Source organism: Streptomyces ziwulingensis, assembly GCF_039542605.1.
GTDB classification, from domain to species: Bacteria; Actinomycetota; Actinomycetes; order Streptomycetales; family Streptomycetaceae; genus Streptomyces; species Streptomyces ziwulingensis.
The window spans coordinates 12,578-37,507 of record NZ_BAABIG010000100.1; the positions used below are offsets into that span (position 1 = coordinate 12,578).

Consider the following 24,930-nt stretch of genomic DNA (forward strand, 5'->3'; position numbering starts at 1 on the left):
GTGCTCCGACGACCCGGCTCACCCGGCACACCGGCACCACCCAGGCGACGACGAGAAGGACGAGGCGCACCGTGGCGACGAACTGGGACGAGACCTACGAGAAGCTGGTCAGGGCCGCACTCACCGACTACCCCCCGACCGCTCCGCTGCGCGCCGACGTCCCGTTGCCCGCGCACGGCCTGGACTCCCTCGGCATGGTCGGCCTCTCCACCCGCCTAGAGGAGGCCTACGGCATCGAGTTCCCCGACGGGGCCCTCGTCCCCGCCAGCTTCGCCACCCCGGCCGACCTGTGGCACGTGATCAGCGGCTGTCTGGCCGACCGGTGACGGCCGGCGAGCCGGGCACCCGCCCGGGCGGCGCCAGGATGCTGCACGAGTGGTTCGCCGACGGCCTCGCCCGCAACCCCGACGGCCCCGCCCTGCGCATCCTCGACCGCGCCTGGACCTACACGGAGGCCGACGCGCTCGCCCGCACCTGGGCCGCCGCGATCGGCACCGCCGGCGGCACCGGCGCGCCCGTCGCGGTGCTCGCCTCCAAGACCCCCGAGGCGTACCTCGGCCTCCTCGCCGCCCTCTACGCCGGCGCCCCCGCCGTACCGCTGAACCCGGAGAACCCGGTGGCCCGCAACGCCGCCGTGCTGCGGGCCGCGCGCTGCGGCGCGGTGATCGCCGCCCCGGACGCCGCCGGACAGGTGGCGCGGCTCCTCCGGTCCGCGCCCGTCCACGCCGTACTGGCGCCGCGCACGGACCGCTCGGCGCTGCCCGCGAAGCTGCCCAGCGCGGTCGGCGGGGCCCGGGTCCTGACCGCGGCGGACCTGTCCGGGGCCGGCGGCGGCACCGCCCGGCGCCCGCCCACCGGGACACCCGACGACCTCGCCTACATCCTTTTCACCTCCGGCTCGACCGGCGCCCCGAAAGGCGTCCCGGTGAGCCACCGCAACGTGTCGGCGTTCCTCGCCGCCTCGCGTCCCCGCTACGCCGCGGGCCCCGGGGACCGGTTCAGCCAGGTCCACGAGACCACCTTCGACCTGGCGATGTGCGACATCTTCCCGGCCTGGGCCGGCGGCGCCTGCGTGTGCGTGCTGTCCCGGCTGCAGGCCCTGGACCCGGCGCGCTGGGTCCGCCGGTACGGGCTGACCGTCTGGCACAGCACCCCCAGCCTCGCGCGCGGCCTGCAACGCGCCGACCGGCTCCCGCCCGGCGCCCTGGCCGGTCTGCGCCAGTCGGTGTTCGCCGGCGAACCCCTCCTCCTGGACACCGCGCGCTACTGGCGGCGCGCCGCGCCCGACGGCGTCCTCGACAACATCTACGGCCCCACCGAACTGACCATCGCCTGCACCGCGTTCCGCTGGCACCCGGACCAGGACCTGTCCGATCCGCGGTACGGCGGCACCGTACCCATCGGTGATCCGAACCCCGGCATGGCGGCGATGCTCCTCGCCCCGGACGGCTCGCCCGCCGACGGCACCGGCGAACTCGTCATGACCGGGCCCCAGATGTTCCGCGGCTACCTCGACCCGGCGCAGGACACGGGCCGCTTCCTGCACCACGGCGGCCGGCGCTGGTACCGCACCGGGGACCAGGTGCGTGCCACCCCGCACGGCTGGGTCCACCTCGGCCGCGAGGACGCCCAGGTGAAGATCAACGGCTATCGCGTGGAGGTCGGCGAGGTGGAGGCCGCCCTGCGCGACACCGCGGGCAGCGACGCCGTCGCGTTCGCCCTCGACGCGCCCGGCGGCACCCGCCTCGTCGCCTACCTGCTGGGCGCCCCGGAGCCCGACACCGGGCGCCTCACCGAACGGCTCGCCGACCGCCTGCCGCCGTACATGTTGCCCCGCCACCTGTGGTGGCTGCCCGACGCGCCACTGAACGCCCATGGGAAGACGGACCGGAGCGGCCTGCGCGAGGACGCCGCCCGCCGGCTCGGACACGAGGGGGAAGCCACACCGTGAACGACCCGATCGAGTGTCACCTCTCGCTGCCGCACGACGACTTCATCATGCGGAACCACCGCATCCACCAGGTGTCCGTGATGCCCGGCGCGACCTTCCTCGACATCGTGTACCGGATCCTGCGCGCGCGGGAGCTGGACACCGGGCGGGCGGTGCTGCGCGACGTGCTCTTCGCGGAGCCCCTCGCCACCGCCCCCGGACGCGACCTCGCCGTCCGGGTCACCCTCGGCGCCCCCGACGCCACCGGCGCCCGCGCCGTGGAGGCGGCCGGCGCGGTCCTCGCACCGGGCACGGACCCGATGGCGGCGCCCGACAGCGTCCGGTGGCGGCCGCACTTCTCGGCCCGCCTGGAGTTCACCGACGAACCCCCGCCGCCGCCGATCGACCCCCGCGCCCTGCGCACCCGCGCCGAACGGACCCGGGACATGGACGAGCTGTACCGGCAGGCGCGGGAGGAGGGCATCGAGCACGGGCCGCCCATGAAGGGCTTCGGCAGCGTCCACCACCTGGACACCGGCGGCCTGCTGGCCCGCCTCGAACTGGACGCCGGCTCCCGGGACCAGGAGAGCGCCTTCCACCTGCACCCGGCGAAACTCGACGCCGCCACCCTCGTCACCTTCGGCCACCGGCCGCCGCCCGGACCCGACCCGTTCATCCCGGTCCACATCGCCGAGTTCCGCGCCCCGCGCCCGGTGGCCGGCCCCTGCTGGGTGCACGTGCCCGCCCCCGAGACCGTCGCCCCCTCCGGCGACGTGATGCACAACGATTGCCTGCTCTACGACGAACAGGGCCGCTTCGTCGCCCGGTTCACCAAGCTGAGCTGCAAGCGGGTACGGCACGCCGGGCTCATCACCCGCCTGCTGGACACCCCGTCCGAGCCGGCCGAGCCAGGCCGCACGCCCCCTGCCACCCGCCCCGGTCCCGCCCCCGACGCCACGCCGGACGACGACACCGAGCAGCGGCTCGTCACCCACCTGCGCACCCTGATCGGCGGCCTGCTGGGCCGCGCTCCCGACACCGTGGACCCCCGCCGGGGCTTCTACGAACTCGGCCTCGACTCGGTCGCGCTGCTCTCGCTCAGCGCGGAACTGGAGCAGGCCGTCGACGGCCGCCTCTACCCGACGTTGCTCTTCGAGCACCCGGACGTCGCCTCCGTCGCCCGCCACCTGGCCGGACGGCACACCCTCACGCTGCCGGCCGGCAGCCGGACGCCCGGGACGCCGGAGCCTTCGGCGCACCTGACCGCCGCGGACCCGGCGGCAGCGCCCGCCCCGCCGGCGGCCGACGGCCCTACCTCGGTCGCACCGGAGTCTTCGGTCCGTACCCCGGTCGCGCCGGAGTCTTCGGTCCGTACCCCGGTCGCGCCGGAGCCTGCGGCGCTCCCTCCCGCCACACCCCCGGCCGGACCTCAGGCGGCACCTCGGGCGACACCTCCGGCGACACCCCTGTCGTCCGCCACCCGCCTCGATCTCCACCGTCCGCACTGGGTCCCCCTCGCCGCGGCCCCGGCCCCCGGGCCGCCCGGCGATCTGCTCGTCGTCACCACCGACCCCGCGCTGCCCGACGCGCTGCGTCACCGCGCCGCCCCCGGACGGCGCGTGGTGCACGTGATTCCGGGCTTCGCCCACGAGCGGACCGGACCCGACACCTGGCGCATGCCCACCGGCAGCCGCGCCGGCTTCGCCCGGCTGCTGGACGAACTCGCCGCCGACGGCACCGCCCCGGCGGTCCTGGCGGTCTGCCCCGCCCCCGTGCCCGGCCCCTCGGCCGACACCACCGACGGCTACGACATCGTCTGGGCGCTCGCCGCGGCGCTGGCCGGCCGGCCCGCCGACGCCACCCGCGACCTCCGCTTCCTGTACCGCGCGGACCACCCGGACCACGAGGACGCCGCCCCGCAGCACGCCGCGGTCGGCGCCCTGGCGCGCGGTATCACCGCCGAGAACCCGTCCCTGCGCTGCCGCAGCACACTCGTCGTCGGCGCGCCGGACGCCGACAACCTCGCCGGTATCCTGCTGGCGGAGGCGGCCGACGCCGGCCCGGACAGCGAGAGCAGGCACCGGGACGGCGAACGCCACGTGCGCCGCCTGGCCCCCCACCGCCTCGACGGCCCGGACACCCCGGCCCTGCCCCGGGGCGCGGTCTGCCTGGTCACCGGCGGTGCGGGCGGCATCGGCTCGCTCCTCGCCGCACACCTGGCCGCCACCCGCGGCGCCCGCCTGCTGCTGTGCGGGACCCGCCCGCCCGACGCGGCGGTCACCGCCCTGCTCGACCGCTGCGCCGCACAGGGCGGCGAGGCCCACTATGTTCAGGCCGACGTCTCCCGCCGCGAGGACGCCGAGGCCGCCGCGGCCCGCTGCCGCGCACTGTGGGGCCGTATCGACGCCGTCCTGCACTGCGCCGGCCGCACCGACGACGCCCTGCACTTCCGCCGGGACCCGGCCGAGACCCGCGCCGTACTCGCCCCGAAACTGGCCGGCACCGTGCACCTCGACCGGGCCACCGCCGACAGCGACCCCGCCCTGTTCGTGCTGTTCTCCTCGCTCTCCGCGGCGCTGCCCCAGACCGGCCAGTGCGCCTACGGCTACGCCAACGCCTTCCTCGACGCCTTCGCCGCCCACCGGGCGGCCGACCCCGCCCGCACCGGACGCACCCTGTCCCTCGCCTGGCCCTACTGGGCCGAGGGCGGCATGCGCGCCGACGCCGCCGCACTCGCCCGCTCCGCCGATTCCGGGATGCGGCCCCTGCCCACCGGGGCCGCGCTGGATCTGCTGGACCGCTGCCTGGCCGGGGCGGGCACCCCGGCCCGGCTGGTGGCCGTCCACACCGAGGGGAGCGCGACCGGACCGCTCACCACCGGACTGTTCACCCCCGCGACGGACCCGACCGCGACGCACCGCGTGGCCACCGCGACGCACCTGGCGCCCACCGCGGCACACCACGACGCGCCCGCCGACGCCCCCGGCTCCGGCCGGAGCGCTGGTACCACACCCGAACCCGTCGCCGTCGTCGGTGTCGCCGGACGCTACCCGGGGGCCGTCGACCTGGACGCCTTCTGGGCCAACCTGGCGGCCGGCCGGGACTGCGTCACCGAGGTGCCGTCCGACCGCTGGGACCACGACGCCCTGTTCGACCCCGAGCCCGGCCGGCCCGGCCGCACCTACGGCCGCTGGGGCGGCTTCCTCGCCGGTATGGACCGCTTCGACCCCCTGTTCTTCGGCATTTCCCGCCGTGAGGCCGAACGCATCGACCCCCAGGAGCGGCTCTTCCTGACCACGGCCTGGCAGACCCTGGAGAACGCCGGCTACCCGCCGCCGTCCCTCGCCGCCGAGCGGGTCGGTGTCTTCGCCGGCGTCATGTGGAACCACTTCCAGTTCGTGACCGACCCCGACGACCCCACCGCCCCGGTGGCCCTCCACTCCTCCGTGGCCAACCGCGTCTCCTACACCTTCGACCTGCGCGGCCCCAGCATCGCCGTCGACACCGCGTGCTCCTCGTCCCTGACGGCGGTACAGCTCGCGGTGGAGAGCCTGCGCCGGGGCGAGAGCACCCTCGCCCTCGCCGGCGGCGTCAACGTCATGCCGCACCCGCAGAAGTACCTCCAGCTCGCCCGCGGCCGCTGGCTGTCGAAGGACGGCAGATGCCGTGCCTTCGGCGCGGGCGGCACCGGTTACGTGCCCGGTGAGGGCGTCGGGGCGGTACTGCTCAAGCCCCTGGACCGGGCCCTCGCCGACGGCGACCACATCCACGCCGTCATCCGCTCCGCCCGCCTCAACCACAGCGGCCGTACCAGCGGGTTCACCGTGCCCAGCCCGGCCGCGCAGGCCGCGCTCGTCGCCGACGCGGTCCGCGACTCCGGCGCCGACGTGCGCGCCCTCGGCTACGTCGAGGCCCACGGCACCGGCACCTCCCTCGGCGACCCCATCGAACTGGAGGGCCTGCGCACGGCGCTGGAGTCCTTCACCCCCGGGCCGGAGCACGTCGCCATCGGGTCGGTGAAGACCAACATCGGCCATCTGGAGAGCGCGGCCGGCATCGCCGGACTCACCAAGGTGCTCCTGCAGTTCCGGCACGCCGCCCTGGCCCCCTCGCTGCACGCCGGCACGCTCAACCCGCACCTCGACTTCGGGGACGGCCGACTGGCCGTGCAGCGCACCGCCGCGCCCTGGCCGCGCCCGTCCGGTGGCCGGCGCCTGGCCGGGATCAGCGCCTTCGGCGCGGGCGGCTCCAACGCCCATCTGGTCCTGGAGGAGGCCCCGCGGCCCCCGGCCCGGCCCGCACACCGCGGGCCCGAGCTGTTCGTGCTGTCCGCCAAGGACGACGAGGCACTGCGCGAGCGGGCGTCCGCCCTGCTCGCCCTGCTCACCCCGGACGCCGGAGGGCCCGAGCGGGCCGTTCCGGCCGAGCCCGCGCCGGTACGGTCCCTCGTCGCCCGGCGCCTCGCGGTCCCCGAGGCGTCGCTCGGCGGCGGTGAGACCTTCGAGGACCTCGGCCTGGACCCCGCGGCGCTGCTGGCCCTGGCAGACGACCTGGCCGCGCACTGCGGGCCCGGGGACACGCCCTCCGCCGAGCGTTTCGCGGCGGCCGTGCACTGCGGCACCACGCTGGACGAGGCCGCCGAGACCTGGGCCGGCCTGGCCGCGGCGGCCCGCACCGACGAACCGGGTTTGCCGAGGCTCGACGACCTCGCCCACACGCTCCGCGTGGGCCGCACCGCGATGCCGGTCCGGTTCGCGGTCGTCGCCGACGGCCTGCCGGACCTGCGCGCCGCCCTGGAGCGCCTGGTGAAGGCCGCCGAACCCGGGCCCCGTGAACACCGGGGAACGGCGCCGGCCTACGGCCCGCCCGCCCGCGCGGCGACGCGGACCGGGCAGACCCTGGAGGACCGGGCGCGCCGCTGGGTCGCGGGGGAGACCGACGACCCCGGTGGTCCCGGGCCGGACGGGGGCGACGGCCCGCGCCCCCGCCGCGTCCCCCTGCCCGGCTACCCCTTCCGCGAGGAGCGCTGCTGGCCCGGCGGCTGGACGGCGACGGCGACGGCGACCGCGACCGCGACCGCGACGATGACGGCCACGGGTCCCGGACCCGAGCCCACGCCGCTGACCCTCGCGCCTCCGGCGGAGCACACCCCCGACGTCACCACCGTGGCCGCCGCCATCGCCACCACCGAAACCCCTCCTCCCGCTCCCGCCCGGGACGACGGCGCCGAACTCACCGTCCTCGACGGCGGGATCGGCCTGATCCGCATGAACTCGCCCATGTTCACCGAGCGGTTGCTGCGCGACCTGCGGGAATCCTTCGACACGCTCACCACGCGCCCGGACGTCAAAGCCGTGGTGATCACCGGCTCCGACGGCGTGTTCAGCATGGGCGGCACCCCCGAGGCCCTGGAGTCACTGGCCGGCGGCGACGGACGCTTCACCAGCCAGTCCTTCGTGTACGAGGGGCTGCTGCGCTGCCCGCTGCCCGTGGTCGCCGCGATCGACGGGCACGCCTCCGGCGGCGGCCTGGCCTTCGGGCTCTACGCCGACGTGGTGCTGCTCGCCGAGGAGAGCGTCTACAGCGCCAACTTCGTCGCCTACGGCTTCACCCCCGGCATGGGGGCGACCTACGTCCTGGAACGCCGCTTCGGCTCGGCCCTCGCCGACGAGATGATGCTCACGGGCAGGCCCCTGACCGGCGCCGCACTCCACCGCCACGGCGCCATGGTGACCGTCCTGCCGCGCGGCGAGGTGCTCCCGGCCGCGCTGGACCGTGCCCGCGCGCTCGCGACCCGCCCCGAGGGCGCCGTACGCCGCCTCAAGCAGGAGCTGGCCGGGCGGGTACTGGCCCGGCTGGACGAGGTGGTCGGGCGCGAGGTCCGGATGCACGAGGAGGTGCTCGGCACCGAGGCCCGCGACCGGGTCAGGGACCACTTCGCCCGGGTGGAGGCGTTCCGGGGGAGCGCGACCACCGCGACCGCGACCCCGACGGCGGATTCGGAACCGGAGCCCGAACCTCGCCCCGACCAGGCGCCGTTGAAGGGGATCGAGGCCGGGCCCTCCGAGGCCCAGGTGCGGGCGGACGTCGTCACCTCCTTGGCCGAGGTCCTCTACCTGCGCCCGGAGGAGATCGACGACGAGCGGACCTTCGCCGAGATGGGCCTGGACTCGATCGGCGCCGTCGAGGTCGTCCGCGACCTCAACGAACGGCACGACGCCGGTCTGGAGGCCGTCGCGGTCTACGACCATCCGACCGTGCCCGCGATGACCGCCGCCCTCCTGACCGCCCGCCACCGGAGCGCGGCCCTCCACCGAGCGGCCCGTGCCCCGGAGACACCGGCCGCGACCGCCTCCCGAGAGACCACTTCCCGGGACACCGCCCCGCAGGAGACCGCACCCCGGGAGGTCGTCCCCGGGGCAACCACTTCCCAGGACACCGCGGCCCATGACGCGCGGACCGCGGCCACCGCCGGCAGCCCGCACACCAGCACCTCCGCGGCCCCCGCGCCGGAACCCACCCGGCCGCCCGCCCCGCCGAGCAGGCCGGCACCGCCCCGCGCCCCGGCACCCGCCCCGGAGACCGGCCCCGCCGCGTCCACCACCCCGGTCGGCCTGGTGGCCCTGCGCCCGGTACCGCGCCGTACCCGGGCCGCGGCCAAGGACGTACCCGGTGAAGAGGAGCAGGGCCCCGACCCCGAACCGGCCGGCCCGCCGGGCGGAGCGGACGTCGCCGCCGCCGACATCGCGGTGATCGGCATGTCCGGCCGCTTCCCCGGCGCCGACGACCTCGACGCCTTCTGGGAGAACCTTCAGGCCGGGCGCAGCGAGATCGCCGAGGTGCCGCCGGAACGCTGGGACGCGGACCGCTGGTACGACCCGGACCGGTCCGCCGCCGACCGCACCGACAGCAGGTGGGCCGCCCTGCTCCACGGGGTGGACATGTTCGACGCGGGGTTCTTCCGGCTCTCCCCGCTGGAGGCGGAGGCCATGGACCCGCAGCAGCGCCTCTTCCTCCAGGAGGCGTGGAAGGCGCTGGAGGACGCGGGGTACGGCGCGGGCGCCACCGACCGGCCGCCCCGGCGCGGCACCCGCGACTGCGGGGTCTTCGTGGGCTGCGGCGCCGGCGACTACGAGGACCTCCTGGCGGCGGCCGGACAGGCCGGCACCGGACATGCCTTCCTCGGCTCCTCGCCGTCGGTGCTGGCCGCGCGCCTCTCCTACTTCCTCGACCTGACCGGCCCCACCCTGGCCGTCGACACCGCCTGCTCCTCCTCCCTCACCGCCGTCCACCTGGCCTGCGAGAGCCTGCGCCGCGGCGAGTGCCGTACGGCTCTGGCGGGCGGTGTCGCCCTGATGCTCACCCCGCGCCTGCACATCCGCTGCAGCAACGCCGGAATGCTGTCCCCGACCGGCACCAGCGCCCCCTTCGACGCGCGCGCCGACGGCATCGTGCTCGGCGAGGGCGTCGGCGTGGTCGTACTGAAGCCGCTGGCACAGGCGCTGGCGGACGGCGACCACATCCACGGCGTCCTCAAGGCCACCGGCGTCAACGGCGACGGCCGGACCAACGGCATGACCGCGCCCAGCGCCGCCGCCCAGAGCGAACTGCTGCGCCGCGTACACCGCGCGGCCGGCGTCACGGGGGCGGACATCGGTCTGGTCGAGGCACACGGCACCGGCACCCCGCTCGGCGACCCGATCGAGGTGAAGGCGCTGCGGGACGCGTTCCGCGGCGACGGCACCGTCCCCGACGAGCCGACCGCCCTCGGTTCGGTGAAGGCGAACATCGGCCACACCACCATGGCCGCCGGCATCGCGGGACTGCTGAAGATCCTGCTGGCGCTGCGGCACCGCCGGATCCCGCCCACCCCGCACTTCACCCGGGCCAACCCCGAGATCGACCTCTCCCGGGGCCCCTTCCGCGTGCCCACCCGCACCACCACCTGGCACCCCAATCCCGGAGGCACCCGGATCGCCACTCTCAGCAGCTTCGGGTTCAGCGGCACCAACGCGCACGCCGTCGTCGCCGAGGCGCCACCCCGCGAGTGGGACCCCGCCGATACCGGCCGGGCCCATCTGATCCCGGTCTCGGCACGCGACCAGGACGCCCTCACGCGCGCCCTCACCCGGCTCGCCGACGCCCTCGACACCGGCGACGCGCCGGCGCCCGCCCTCGCCGACGTCGCCCTCACCCTGGGCGTCGGCCGCACCCACTTCCCGCTGCGCGCCGCGTTCGTCGTACGCGACCGCGCCGAACTCCTCCGCGCGCTGCGCGCCGCCGCCGCCCGCCGCGAGGCGCCGTACGTGCACCCGGCGGCAACCGGCGAGCCGGACCTGCGGCGCCTCGCCGAGACCTACGCGCACGGCGGCAGTGTCGACTGGGCGGCCCTGCACCCGCCCGGCAGCGCCCGCCGGGTGCCGCTGCCCCCTTACCCCTTCGCCCGCGACCGCCACTGGGTGTCCGGCGCCCGACCGGACCCCGGCACACCCCCGCGCCCCCAGGACGCCGGGACAGCCGGGCCGCCGGCGGACGCCGGTGCGCTCACCCAGCCCGTCGACCCCCGCGATCCCGTCGTGGCCGACCACCGGCTGGCCGGCCACGCCGTGCTGCCGGGCGTCGCCGGCCTGTCGCTCGCCGTGCGCGCCGCCGCCCGGCACGGGATCACCGGGGCGGTCCGCGTCTCGCAGGTGCAGTGGCTGCGCCCGGTCGAGGTGACCGCCGCCCGGGACCTCCGGATCACGACGGAGCAAGACCCGGCGGACGCACCGGGCTTCGCACTGAGCTTCACGCTGACGACCGGCGACGGGCAGCGGGTGCCCTGCACCCGGGGCCGTGTGGGCCCCCTCACCGGTGACGCCGGAACGCCACGCCCGCTCCCCGTGGAGGAGGTGCGCGACCGCTGTCCCCGCTGGCACCCGGGGGAGGAGCTGTACGCCGCCTTCGCCGCCGGAGGACTCGCCTACGGGCCCGCCTACCGGGCGCTGGACGGGGTGTGGGCCGGACCCGACGAGGCGCTCGGAGTGCTGAACGCCCCGGACACCGCGGCGGGGGAGGAGTCGTCCTGGCCGCTCGATCCGGCCGTCCTGGACGCCGCCCTGCAGACGCTCACCGTGCTGGCCCCCGACACCGGCGGTGACCCGCTCGTCCCCTTCGCGCTGCGGGCGCTGGAGGTGGTGCGGACCCCGCTGCCGAGGCGGGGCCACGCCCACGCCACCCGGGACGGCGCCACGTTCACGGTCCGGGTGACCGACCCCGAGGGCCGCGTGCACGCGACCTTCGTGGGGGTGGCGCTACGGCCGCTGCCGCTGCCGGTACCGGACGACAAGCGTGACCGGACGCCCGAACGACCCAGGACCGAGGTCCTCGTCCCGCGGCTGGAGGAGGCCGGCCCCCTGGACCGGGCGACGCCCCCGCACGGGCGGACGACCTGGGTGTTCCACACGCCCGCCGCGCGGCCCCTCGCCGAGGCACTGACGGGCGCCGGGGAAACGGTGACGACCGTCGCCCTGCCGGCCGCCGGCGACACCGCGCCCTTCGAGGTGCCCGACGGCCTGCCCGACACGGTCTACTGGCTCGCCCTGCACGACCCCGCCGAACCCGTCCCCGTACGAGGACCGGACGCGGCCACGCTGGGACTGTTCCGGTCGTTGAAGACGCTGCTCGCCCGGGGAGCCGGCAGCCGGCACCTCACCCTGAAGGTGGCCCTGTGCGGTGCGGTCGCCGACGACGAACAGGGGCCCGCACAGCCGCACAGCGCCGGTCTGATCGGCCTGACCCGGTCGGCCGCGGCCGAGTATCCCAAGTGGCGCGCGGGCTGCGTCGACCTGCCCCCGCCGCCGTCCGCACCGGCCGGCGCCGCGGCGCTGCTGCGCGCCGAGCCCTGCACGGAACCCCTCGTGGTGCTGCGCGGCGACCGCCGGCTGGTGCGGCGGCTGGCACCGGTGCGGGCCGGGCGGACGGCCGCCGGGAACGACGCGTTCCGCAGTGGCGGCGCGTATGTCGTGATCGGCGGCACGGGAGGCATCGGCACGGCACTCTGCCGCCACCTGGCCCGTACCCACCAGGCACGTCTGATGCTGGTCGGCCGCCGTCCGCAGGACGACACCGTACGGGCCCGGCTCGCCGCACTCGACGCGCTGGGCGGGCAGGCCGTGTACGTGCGCGGCGACATCGCCGACCCGGCCGACGCCCGGCGGATCGTCGCCCGGGCACGCGACTGGGCGGGCCGCGTCGACGGTGTCTTCCACAGCGCGCTGGTACTGCGTGACCGCACGCTCGCCGCCATGGACGAGGAGACCTTCCTGGACGTGCTGGCGGCGAAGACGGGCGGCCTGGTGGCGCTGGCCGCCGCGCTGGCGGACGAGCCGCCCGGCTTCCTGGTCTGCTTCTCCTCGGCGACCTCCTTCGCCGACGCACCGGGGCAGGCCAACTACGCGGCGGCCAGCACCTTCGAGGACGCCTTCGCCGGACACCTGCGCGAGCGGTCCTTCCCCGCCTCGGTGGTCAACTGGGGCTTCTGGGGCAGCGTCGGCGCGGTCGCGCAGGAGCGGCGCGTCGAACGGTTCGCCGAGCTGGGCATCGGGTCACTGGAGCCCGCCGAGGGCATGGCGGCGCTCACCGGCGTGCTCGCCGCCGGTCTCGCCCAGGCGGTCGTCGTGAAGGGCACCCGGAGCGGACTCGCCCTCCTCGGCGCCGCACCGGACGACCACGCCGACTCCCCGGAGCGGTCCCGCGCCGCGTTCGCCGAGCTGGAGCGGGTCGCCGCGACCCTGCTGCGCGCACGGCTCCCCGGCACCGACGGTGCTGCCGACGCCGCCCTGGCACGGTGGACCGGACGGCACCCCGAGACGAGCGCCGGTGCGCGGCTCCTGCGGGCCGTGGCGGCTCTGCTGCGCAGGCCCGGGCACCAGGACCGCTCCCCGGCGGAGCTGGTCGCCCGCCACCCGGCCATGCGCCCGCACGTCACCCTGCTGCGGCGCTGTGTGGACGCCCTGCCCGAGGTGCTCGACGGCACCCGCCCGCCCACGGACGTGCTCTTCCCGGGCGGGTCCGTGGAGCTGGTCGAGTCCGTGTACCGGGGACAGCCGCTGTCCGACCACCACCACCGGCTCATGGCGGCGCAGACCGTGGCCGCCCTCGGCCGCCACCGGCCGGCCGACGGTACCGCGGGTCCGCTGCGGATCCTGGAGATCGGCGCGGGCACGGGCGCGGGCACGGCGTTCGTCCTGGACGCCCTCGACGAAGCCCTCCGCGACGCCCGCGACGACGCCCCGCACGGCTCGGGCGACGTCCCGCCGCTCTCGTACACCTATACGGACGTCTCACCCGCCTTCCTCGCGCACGGCGAACGCGAGTTCGGGCCCGGCCGCCCCTACCTGTCCTTCCGCACCCTCGACATCGAACGCCCGCCCGCAGCGCAGGACTTCACCCCGCACGGGTACGACCTGGTCCTCGCCACCAACGTGCTGCACGCCACCGCCGACATCGGGCGGACCCTGGCACATGTGCGCGAACTGGTGGCACCCGGCGGCAGCCTGCTGGTCAACGAGGTCACCCGGGCCGCCGACTTCCTCACCCTCACCTTCGGACTGACGCCGGGCTGGTGGGCGTTCCAGGACGCGGAGCGCAGGCTCCCGCACGCGCCTCTGCTGGGTCCGGACCAGTGGCACCGGGCGCTCACCGCGAGCGGTTTCGGACCGGTGCGGACGCTGGGCGTGCCGGGCACCCCCGTCGAGCGCCTGGACCAGTGTGTCTTCGTGGCCGGACCGATCCCCGGACCGATTCCCGGAACGATTCCCGGGCCGGTCGCGACGGCCGCCGTGCCCGACGGCACGCGGGTGCGCGGGTATGTGCGCGAGGTCTTCGCCGAGGTGCTGAAGTTCGACCCCGACGCGCTCGCGGACGAGGTCACCTTCGAGAACTACGGCGTCGACTCCCTGGTCAGCCTGCGCATCATCAACCGCTTCGAGGAGGACTTCGGGGAACTGCCCGCGACGCTCCTCTTCGAGCGGCTGACGATCGCGCGCCTCGCGGACTACTTCGCCGACGAACACGGGCCGGCGGTCGCCGCACTGCTCGGCTCCGGGCCCGCAGGCACGGGTGTCTCGGAGCCTGAGGTCCCGGACCCCGAGGTCCCGGAGCCTGAGGTCCCGGAGCCTGAGGTCCCGGAGCCTGAGGTCCCGGACCNCCCCGACGTCCCGGGCGCCGGAGTACCGGCGCCGGACGTGGTGGTCCCGCGACCGGACCCCGCACCGCTGCCCCTGCCGCCGCCGGCACCGATCGCGTCCCGCGACATCGCCGTGATCGGGGTCAGCGGACGCTACCCGGGCGCGCCCGACCTCGACACCTTCTGGCGCAACCTCGCCTCGGGAACCTCCTCGTTCACCGAGGTGCCGGCCGAACGCTGGGACTGGCGGCCGACGTTCGACGCCCGACGCGGCACACCCCAGCGCACGTACAGCCGCTGGGGGGCCTTCCTGGACGGCATCGACCGGTTCGACCCCGCGTTCTTCGGCATCCTGGGCCGCGACGCCGCCCACATCGACCCGCAGGAACGCCTGTTCCTGGAGACCGCCTGGAACCTGCTGGAGGAGAACGGCCACCTCGGCCCGGACACCCACGAGCCGGACACCGGTGTCTTCGTCGGCGTCATGTACGGCACCTACGGACAGCTCGCGGCCACCGGCTGGCCGCAGGGCCGTCTGTCCGGCGCGCACTCGGCGCACTGGTCCGTCGCCAACCGGGTCTCGTACTTCTTCGACTTCCAGGGCCCCAGCATCTCGGTGGACAGCGCCTGCTCGTCCTCCCTCACCGCCGTCCACCTGGCCTGCGAGAGCCTGCGGCGCGGCGAGTGCCGTACCGCCGTGGCCGGTGGCGTCAGCCTGATCCTGCACCCGGCCCACCATGTGTCGCTCAGCGCCCTCAACATGCTCTCCGCCGACGGCAGGTGCAAGGTGTTCGACGAGAACGCGGACGGGTTCGTGCCCGGCGAGGGCGTCGGCGCCGTCCTGCTCAAACCGCTCGCACGCGCCGTCGCCGACGGGGACCGGATCTGGGCGGTGATCAAGGGCGGTGCCATGAACGCCGGCGGCAAGACCGGCGGATACACCGTGCCCAACCCCAACGCGCAGGCCGACCTGGTCCGCCGCGTCCTGGACCGTTCCCAGGTGCCGCCCGAGACCGTGTCGTACGTCGAGTGCCACGGCACCGGCACCGCACTCGGCGACCCGATCGAGATCGCCGCGCTCGGCAAGGCGCTGGGCGGAACGAGCCGGCCGAACCCCTGCGCGGTGGGCTCCGTGAAGTCCAACATCGGGCACCTCGAAGGCGCGGCCGGCATCGCCGGGCTGACCAAGCTGCTCCTCCAGTTGCGCCACCGCCGCTGGGCGCCCTGCGTCAACCTGGACCGGCTCAACCCCAGGATCGACTTCGAGACGGCGGCGTTGGAACCGGTCCTGACGGCGACCGACTGGCCCGCCCCGCCCGACGGCGGCTCCCGGCGGGCCGGCGTCAGCTCGTTCGGAGCGGGCGGCGCCAACACCCATCTGATCCTGGAGGAGTACCGGGAGCCCCAGAGGTCCGAGGGGTACGGCGAGGCGGACGGGACCGCTTCGCGGCCCCCTCGGCAGACTTCCGGACCGCAGGTCTTCCTGCTGTCGGCGCGGTCCGCCGACCGGCTGCGGGTCTACGCCCGCCGCGTCGCCGACCACCTCGCCACCCCGGACGGCGCCGCGACCGCCCTCGCCTCGCTCGCCCGGACCAGCCAGACCGGACGCCGGCACTTCCCGGAACGGCTGGCGGTGGTCTGCGAGGGCACCGACCGGCTCGCGGTCCTGCTCCGCTCCTACGCCGACACCGGCCGCGCCGAGCTACCCGGCCTCGTCCTCGGCAGGGCCGCCCGCGGTCAGGGCGGCAGGCGCCACGGCCCCGGCTCCGCCCTGCTGCTCGACGCCCGCGGCAGCGACCCGGCGACCGCGCTGGCCCGGCTCGGCGGAGGCTGGGCGAGCGGTGACGAGGTGGACTGGGCCGTGCTGTGGGAGGGGCGCCCGGTGTGCCGGGTGCCGTATCCGACGTATCCCTTCGACCGGTCGCGGCACTGGCTGGACACGGGGGTGACGGACCCGGCCATGGCAGGCCCCGACACGCCGCCCCCCGCTCCGCGCGACGACTCCGGCACCCTGCGCCGCCTCACCCCGACCCTGGAGCCGCGCCCGCTGGACACGTCCGTGACGGCCGTTCCCCCGCGCCGGGTCCTGCTGCTCGGGCCGGACTCACCGGTGCGCCGCGCCCTGGCCGAGGAGTTCGCCCGCAGGGGCGTCGCCTGCCACCGGGCGGGCCCGGGCGGGCCGGGGACCGACAACGCCGACAACGCCGAGGACACCGAGGGCACGGACACGGACAACCACACCGGCGGCACCGGGCCGGTCACTCCCGAGGCCTTGCGCCGGTACGTGGACGGGCTCGCCGGCCGCGACGAGCTGCCCGACGCCCTCGTCCTGGCCTGCCCGCCGGCCGCCGGACCGCCCGGACCGGACACGCTCGCCGACGACCTCGCCACCGGCCCGCTCCCGCTGCTGTGGACGGCGGCGGCCCTGCTCGCCCGCGAGCGGCGGGTGAACCTGCGTACGGCCGTGGCCCACGGGCCCGCCCGGCGGCAACCGCAATTCTCCGCGACCGGCGCCCTGCTCAAGTCGCTCGCCCTGGAGCACAGCGGCTGCACCGCGGTCACCGTCGGCTTCGAGGACTACGCGGACGCGGCGGGCGACGGCGCCGCGGCCGACCGGATCGCGACCGTGGTCGCCGACGAACTGGAGCGCTGCGGCGACGGTGTCACCGCACTCGTCCACGACCGCGACGGCCGGCGCCACCTTCGCCGGCTGTCCGAGCGGCCCACGCCGGCCGGGACACCGGACGCGCCGCTGCCGGTGCGGGCCGGCGGCACCTATCTCGTCACCGGCGGCGCGGGGGCGCTCGGCCGGATCCTCGGCGGATTCCTCGCCGACACCGAACCCGTCAACCTGGTGCTCGCCGGGCGCTCGCCGCTCGACGAGGAGATCGAACGGCGCACGGCGGAACTGTGGCGCGGCGGCAGCACCGTCTGGTACCGGCGGACCGACCTCGCCTCACCGGCGGACGTCACCGCGCTGATCGCCGACATCCGCACCCGCTACGGCACGCTCGACGGCATCGTGCACGCCGCCGGTGTGCACCGGGACGCCCGCGCCGTGCTCAAGACCGCCGAGGAGGCGGCCGAGGTGCTCGGCCCCAAGATGACCGGCACCGTGCTGCTGGACCACGCGACGCGCGACGAGAAGCTCGACTTCTACGTCCTGTGCGCCTCCCTGGTGGGGGAGACGGGCAACCTGGGGCAGACCGACTACGCCTACGCCAACGCCTTCCAGTTGGACTTCGCCGAGGGCCGGGAGCGGCTGCGCCGACGCGGTGAGCGCGAAGGGCACACCGTGGCGATCGGATGGCCCCTGTGGGAGGAGGGCGGCATGGACGTCGACGACGTCACCCGCCGGCTCTTCGCCCAGCTCTGGTCGATGGCACCGCTGCGCACCGAGACCGGCCTCGCGGTCTTCCGCGCCGCCCTGACCGGCGCCGACACCCGGTGGCTGCCGATGGAACGGACCGTGCCCCCGGCCCCCGCCGCACCGCGAGAGGAGACACCCACGGACACCACGACCGGTGCGCGGCACCCCGGCACCGCCGCCCTGACCGAGGCGATACGGCAACAACTGCGCGTCTTCACCGCGGAGTTCCTGATGGTCGACCCGGACGAGGTGGACACCGCCGCCGAGCTGATGGACCTCGGCTTCGACTCCATCTCGCTGAGCGAGCTGATCGTCCGCGTCAACGACCACTACGGACTCGAACTCCTGCCGACGGTCCCGTTCGAGCACCCCACGCTGGCGGACGTGGCCGCCCACCTGAGCCGGGAACATCCGGCGGAGACAGGTGCCGTACACCTGCCGCCGACGGCAGCGCCCGCGCCGGTGCCGGTGCCGGTGCCCGAGACACCTGAGGAGGCGGAGAACACCGCCGACCCGGTGCCGACGCCGGTGCCGACGCCGGAGCGGGCACCGGCATCGCGGTCCGCCCCCGCCCCCGCCCTTGCCCCCGCCCGCCGTGGTCGTCGGGAGGTGGCCCTGATCGGCATGGCGGGGCGGCTTCCGGGATCGCCGGACCTGGACGCCTTCTGGCAGCACCTGAGCGCCGGTGACGATCTGATCGTGCCCGTGCCCGCGGACCGGGCCGACCTGCTCGCGGACCCCGCCACGGCGGGCCTGCGCGGCGGGTTCCTCACGGACGTGGCCGACTTCGACGCGGCGTTCTTCCGGATCTCCCCGGCCGAGGCCCGGCTGATGGACCCGCAGCACCGGCTCTTCCTGGAGACCGTCTGGCGCGCCTTCGAGGACGCCGGACACCGGCCGGAGGACCGTGCGGGCACCGCCACCGGCGTGTTCGTGGGCATGGCCACCTCGGACTACGGTGAACTGCTCACCAGGTCCGGCGCGGACACCGAGGCCCACATGGCCACCGGGGTCGCCCGCTCCCTGGTCGCCAACCGCGTCTCCCACCTGCTCGACCTGCGCGGCCCCAGCGAGACCGTCGACACCGCCTGTTCCAGCTCCCTGGTGGCCCTGCACCGCGCGGTCGGTGCGGTGGCCGACGGCGAGTGCGACGAGGCGATCGCGGGCGGCGTCAGCCTGGCGCTGAGCCCGGGTCTGTTCCGGGTGTTCGACCGGTCCGGCATGCTCAGCCCGGCCGGACGCTGCCGCACCTTCGACAAGGACGCCGACGGGTACGTCCGCGGCGAGGGGGTCGGCGCGGTCCTGCTGAAGCCGCTGGAGCGGGCGGTGGCCGACGGTGACCGCATCCTCGCCGTGGTCCGGGGCAGCGCTGTCAACCACTGCGGCCGGTCGCCCTCGCTGACCGCACCCAACCCGCGCGCCCAGGCCGAGGTGGTGGCCCGCGCCCACCGGGCCGCCGGCGTCTCCCCGGCCACCGTCACCTACATCGAGACCCACGGCACCGGCACCCGGCTCGGCGACCCGATCGAGGCCGAGGGCCTCAAGGACGCCTTCGCCCGCCTGTACGGCGACACCGGTGAACCGGTGCCCACCGAGCCGCACCTCACCCTCGGCTCGGTGAAGACCAACATCGGCCACCTGGAGGCGGCGGCCGGTATCGCCGGACTGCTCAAGGTGGTGCTGGCCATGCGGCACCGCACCCTGCCCGCACATCTGCACCTGCGGGAGACGAACCCCTACCTCCGGCTGGACGGCACCCCGTTCCGTATCGGCACCACGACCACCCCGTGGGAGGGCGCGAAGGACGAGCACGGACGGCTGTCCTGGCGGGCGGGGGTCAGCTCGTTCGGGTTCGGCGGCACCAACGCCCACGTCGTCCTGGAGGCATGGACCCCGCCCGACGGCACGCACCGGCCAGCCGCCCGCGCCCACCCGCTGCCCAGGGCCGAGTTCCAGCCGCGCCGCCACTGGTTCACCGCCCCGACCGCTCCCCGGCCAGCGAAGACGGAGTCCCCCGTGTCGCACCCCGATCAGGCACCCACCCCCCGCGCCCGCGTCCGGCTGACCCCGCTCGACACGCCCGCGCCGCCCAGGCCGCCCCGGTCGACCGAGCCGCCCACCCGTCCCACACCATCCACACCATCCACACCTGCCGAACCCGCCGCCGAACCGTCCGGTTCCCGTGAACGCGAACCGGACAAGGAAGCCGCTGCCCCGCAGCCGCCCCCGACGGAGGTCCGCGCCACCGTACGGGGTCTCGTCGCCGACGTCCTCGGCCTGTCCGCCACCGATCCCGCCGACGACACGCCCTTCGCCGACCTCGGCCTGGACTCCATCTTCCGTATGGACGTGGCCCGCGCTCTGAACGACCTGTACGGCCTCGACCTCCAGGGCGCCGACCTGTACGAGCACGACACCGTCGCCGCACTCGCGGACCACGTAGAAGCGGCGGCCGGGGCCACCGCACCCCGACCGGCGCCAGGCGAGATCCCGTCACGCGAGATCCCGCCAGGCGAGATCCCGTCAGGCGAGGTCCCGTCAGAAGAGATCCCCCCGCCCGCCCCGGAGGGCAAGGCACCGGACGCGGACGGGCCGGCGGCGGACCGGGACGGGGCCCGTGCCGCCCTGCGCCGCCTCCTGGAACAGGTCCTCGGCCGGCCCCTCGATCCGGCGGTCACCTTCGAGGACAACGGCTTCACCTCCTTCGACATGCTCCGGGGCGTCAGCGCCCTGGAGACCGGCCTCGGTGCCCTGCCCAAGGCCCTCCTGTTCGAGCGGCCCACCCTGGACGCGCTCACCGACACCCTCTGCGGGACGCACGGCGAGGCGACCGTCGCGCGCGTACGGCCCCCGGCCGCCGGGGAACGCGCCCCCGCGCCCGTGCCCGCCCCCGCGCCCGGCCCCGCCACCCGGGCCAGGATCCTCACCCGCACCGAGGCGGCCGCCGACCTCGAACTGGGCCCGGTCACCGCGGAGCTGGAGCGGCGGCACGGAAAGGAGAGCGGGCTCGGCGGCCGTGACATCGCCCCGCACCTCTTCGTGGGCGCCGAACGCCGGGGTTTCTTCGCTCTGTCGAAGCAGGCCGGGGCCATGCTCGTGTGGAACTACACCGGCCCGCAGGACCACTTCGCCGAGCTGGCCGCCGAGTACTTCGGCCATGCCCGGCGCGAGGGTCTGAAGCCCAACCTCCTGTCGCTGGTCCGGCTGGAGGAGCTGGGCGGGGCCCCCGTCACCGCGACCCCCTTCGGCGCGCTCCAGCGCATCGAGGACCTGGGCTCCTTCAAGCTGTCCGGCGGCCGGATGAGCCGGCTGCGCTACATGGTCAAGCGGTTCGAGAAGGCCGGTGACTGCCGTACGGCCGAGTACCGCAGCGGCGACGATCCGGCCGTGGACGCGGAGCTGGCCGCCCTCGTGGACGGCTGGGCGGCGACCAAGCAGATGGTCAACCCGTACGTCCGGCGGGTGCGCGAGGAACTGGCCGGCGGCCGGCTCGACACGCGCCACCGGCTCTTCCTGACACGTCTCGACGGCGAACTGGTGAACGCCGTGGTGATCACCCGGATCCCGTCCGAGAACGGCTACCTGCTCGATGTCGAGTTCTATCCGGACCGGATGCCGCTCGGCGGTCTGGAGTGCGCGCTCGTACGGATCCTGGAGCGGCTGCGCGAGGAGGGCTGCGAGGTCTTCAGCTTCGGCGCCAGCTTCGGCGGCGAGACGGGCACCTCGCCCAACGCGTCCGAGGCCGCCGAACGCGCCCTGGCCGAACTCCGCGACGCCGGCGTCTTCGGCGGCGGCAACTACCAGTTCAAGAACAAGTTCCGGCCCGAGAACCGGACCCTGTACCTGATACAGCCCGTGGGAGAGGACGCCAGCGAGGTCAGCGACGTCATCCTGATGATCGCCGACCCGGTGGCGCCCACGCCCGCCACCACCGCCCCCCGAGCATCCGCCACCGACACCGCCCCCCGGGCGCCAGCCGCCACCGCCCCCCGGGCGGGGGCGCCAGCCGCCACCGCCCCCCGGGCCTCCTCCGCCACCACCGAACCCCGCACGCCCGCCCCTGACCGTGCCCCGCGTCTGGCCCGGCTCGCCGCGCACGGCCACAACCCCGTCCGGCTGCCGCATCTGGACGTCGGACTCGACCTCGTCACGGACTCGTGGGCGGACCGCGCCGACCCCTGGCAACGGGAGCGGGCAGGGGCCCTGGCCGAACAGGCCGACGCGGCCGGGATCACGGGGGAGGAACCGCCGGCCGTGCCCTGGCTGCCGTTCGCCCACCGGTTCTTCGCGGCGTCGGGCCGCACGGCGGAGGAACGGCTGTGCCGGGCCTGGCCGGGGCCGCGCGGCCGGGTCCTGCACGGCTCGGCCTTCCCGACCTGGCTCGGCGCGCTGACGGAGCACGGCTTCGACCCCTCGGCCGCCCTCCCCGCCGTCGGCGGCGGCCCCTTCGCGGCGGACCTCGATCTCGCGGCGCTGGACAACGCCCTGGAACGGCACGCCGGGGACGTCTCCTTCGTCCTCGTGGAGGCCGCCACCAACGCCCACGGCGGCGCCCCGCTCTCCCCGCACAACCTGCGCGGCGTCGCGGAGCGGACCCGGGAGCGGGGCGTGCCGCTCGTGCTGGACGCCACCCGGCTGCTGGACAACGCGGTGCTGGTGGCCGGCACCGAACCGGGCCGGGACCCGTGGCAGGTGGCCCGGGAGATGCTCGGCCTCGCCCAGGCGGTGACGTTCAGCCTGTCGAAGGACTTCGCGGTCGACGGCGGCGGACTGATCGCCACCAGCGACGAGCGGCTCGCCGAACGGCTCACGGAACGGACCCTGGAACGCGGACGGGAACCGGGACTGACCGCGCGCCGGCTGCTGTCCGCCGCCCTCCTCGACCAGCGGTCCGCGACCAGGCTGGTGACCGAGCGGGTGGCGAACGTGGCCGCCTTCCGGCAGCGCCTGGAACTGGGCGGGGTCCCGCTGCTGCCCGGCCCCTCGGCGCACTGCGTGCTCCTCGACGTCGACAGGGCGACCGCCGACGCGAGGCTCCGCCACCCCGTCGCCTCCTTCCTGGCCGGCCTCTACGCCGCCACCGGCGTACGCGGCGGCCCCCACCTCACCCCCGGCGTCCCCCTCGCCCCCCTCGCCGACGGTTCCGCGCCGCCGCGCCGGAACCTGATCCGGCTCGCCGTACCGCTGGGCATGGACCGCGCCACGCTGGAGCGGGCCGCCGGCCGGATCGCGGCGCTCGTCGACGACCCGGCGGCGGTACCGGACCTCACCGAGGTGCCCGGACCCCGCGGACCCGCCGCCCTGCGCTCCTACCACCCCACGAACACGCTGCCCGCCGACATCCGCGAGGCGTTCGAGAGCGGACCCGCGCCCGCGGCCCCGGTCTCCGAGAACTACGAGGTGCTCAGGGAACGCGCCCCGAAGGTCCGGCGGCACCTGCTGCCGACGACCGGCGGCGCGGTGGAGGTGTTCGACTGCGGCAGTGGCCCGGCCGTGCTCATGCTGCCGCCGTTCAACCTCGGCGGCGGTGTCTTCGCCGACCAGGTCGCCGGCCTGGCCGACCGCCACCGGGTGCTCGTCGTCCACCACCCCGGCGTCGGCGCCACCACCCACGCGGACGACATCTCACTGCCCGGCATCGCCGGCCTGTACCTCGACGTCCTGGACCGGCTCGACGTGACCGGACAGGTGCACGTGGTGGGCACCTCCTTCGGCGGGCTGCTCGCGCAGAGCTTCGTCCTCGCCCACCCCGGCCGCGTCGCGTCGCTGGCGCTGGTGTGCAGCTCGTACCGGTACGCCAACCGCGTGGGCGAGGTGAACCGGCTGGAGGACCTGGTCGCCGAGGATCTCGACGGGATCGTCGCGGCCGGCGCCGAGGACGTGGCGCGGCGGCGGGCCGAGTACACGGCACGGCTGCTGCGCTGCGAGAGCATGGCCCCCCACATCGGGCTGCGCTACCTGGACGTCTTCGCCCAGCAGCCCGACCTGCTCGGACGGCTCGGCGACATCGCCGTACCCACCCTGATCGTGGCCGGCGGCGTCGACGCGGTCGTGCCGCGCAAGACCTCGCACCTGATGCACGGCGCCATCCCCGACGCCCGCTACCACGAACTGCCGCTGGCCGGGCACTTCCCCACCGTCACCGACCCCGACGGGGTGACCGCCGCGCTGGCCGCCTTCCTCACCGAGACCGGCACCACCGGGGAGACCCGGTGACCGGCGCCGACGCCCGGTACGGCATCGAGGCCCTGGACGTGTACGCGGGCAGTGCCGCCGTCAGCGCCCGAGCGGTGTTCGACGGGCGCGGCCTCGATCCGCGCCGCTTCGACAACGTCGCCTCCGACCGCCGCGCGGTGGCCCTGCCCTTCGAGGACCCCGTCACGCACGCCGTCAACGCCGCCCGTCCGCTCCTCGCCCGGCTCGCCCCCGCCGACCGCGACCGGATCGAACTCCTCGTCACCACCAGCGAGTCCGGCATCGACTACAGCAAATCCATCGCCTCCTACGTGCACGGACACCTCGGCCTTCCGCCGGGCTGCCGGCTGCTGGAGATGAAACAGGCCTGCTACGCGGCGACCGCCGCGCTGCAACTCGCCGTCGGCTACCTCGCCGCCGGCCTCTCACCCGGCGCCAAGGTGCTCATCGTCGCCACCGACATGTCCCTGGCCGACGAGCGCGCCCAGTACGCCGAACCGGTCACCGGTACCGGAGCCGTGGCGCTCCTCGTGGGCGAGCGCCCCCGCGTCCTCACCGCCGACCTGGGCGCGTTCGGCGTGCACAGCTTCGAGACCATGGACTCCGCCCGGCCGCACCCCGACCTCGACATCGCCGACGCCGACCGGTCGCTCATGGCCTACCTGGAGTGCTTCTCGCGCAGCTTCGCCGACTACCGCTCCCGCGTCGAGGGCGCCGACTTCGCGACCACCTTCGACCTGCTCGCCCTGCACACCCCGTTCTCCGGCATGGTCAGGGCCGCCCACCGCAGGCTCATGCGCGAGCTGTACCGCGGCCCCGCCGACGCCGTGACCGAGGACTTCGAACGCCGGGTCGCCCCCTCCCTGATCCACCCCGGCCAGACCGGCAACCTGTTCTCCGGCTCGCTCTACCTGGCCCTGGCCAGCGCGCTGGACCACACCCCGCTCGACGGACCCGCCCGGGTGGGACTCTTCTCGTACGGTTCCGGATGCTCCTCGGAGTTCTTCAGCGGCGTCGTCGGACCGGAGTCCGCCGCCGCCGTCGCCGAGGCACGCATCGGACCCCGGCTGCGGGCCCGCGCCGACCTCGACTTCACCGAGTACACCGGGCTGCTCGCGGAGAACACCGCCTGCCTGCGCCCGGTGGCCGACCGCGACGTCGACCCCGGCCGCTACGACGCCCTGCTGAGCCGGGCCGAGGACCGCCCCGAACTGCTCGCGCTGACCTCGGTCCGCGCGCACCACCGCCAGTACGCATGGATCTGAC

Annotated in this window: 4 protein-coding genes; all 4 read left to right on the forward strand. The window is 75.7% G+C overall.

Annotation, left to right across the window (positions count from 1 at the left end):
- The first annotated feature begins 71 nt into the window (after nt 1-71).
- Complete coding sequence (locus ABEB00_RS34975; RefSeq protein ID WP_345624763.1) at nt 72-326, forward strand: acyl carrier protein; 255 nt, start codon at nt 72-74, stop codon at nt 324-326.
- Nucleotides 323-1,951, forward strand: coding sequence for an AMP-binding protein (locus ABEB00_RS34980; RefSeq protein ID WP_345624764.1), 1,629 nt, complete (start codon nt 323-325; stop codon nt 1,949-1,951). Before ABEB00_RS34975 ends, ABEB00_RS34980 begins: the two co-directional genes overlap by 4 nt.
- On the forward strand, nt 1,948-23,685 hold the full coding sequence (locus ABEB00_RS34985; protein ID WP_345624765.1) for an SDR family NAD(P)-dependent oxidoreductase: 21,738 nt from the start codon (nt 1,948-1,950) through the stop codon (nt 23,683-23,685). Before ABEB00_RS34980 ends, ABEB00_RS34985 begins: the two co-directional genes overlap by 4 nt.
- Nucleotides 23,682-24,929, forward strand: coding sequence for a hydroxymethylglutaryl-CoA synthase family protein (locus ABEB00_RS34990; RefSeq protein ID WP_345624766.1), 1,248 nt, complete (start codon nt 23,682-23,684; stop codon nt 24,927-24,929). The genes ABEB00_RS34985 and ABEB00_RS34990 overlap by 4 nt, the downstream gene beginning before the upstream one ends.
- Nucleotide 24,930: the final 1 nt, after the last annotated feature.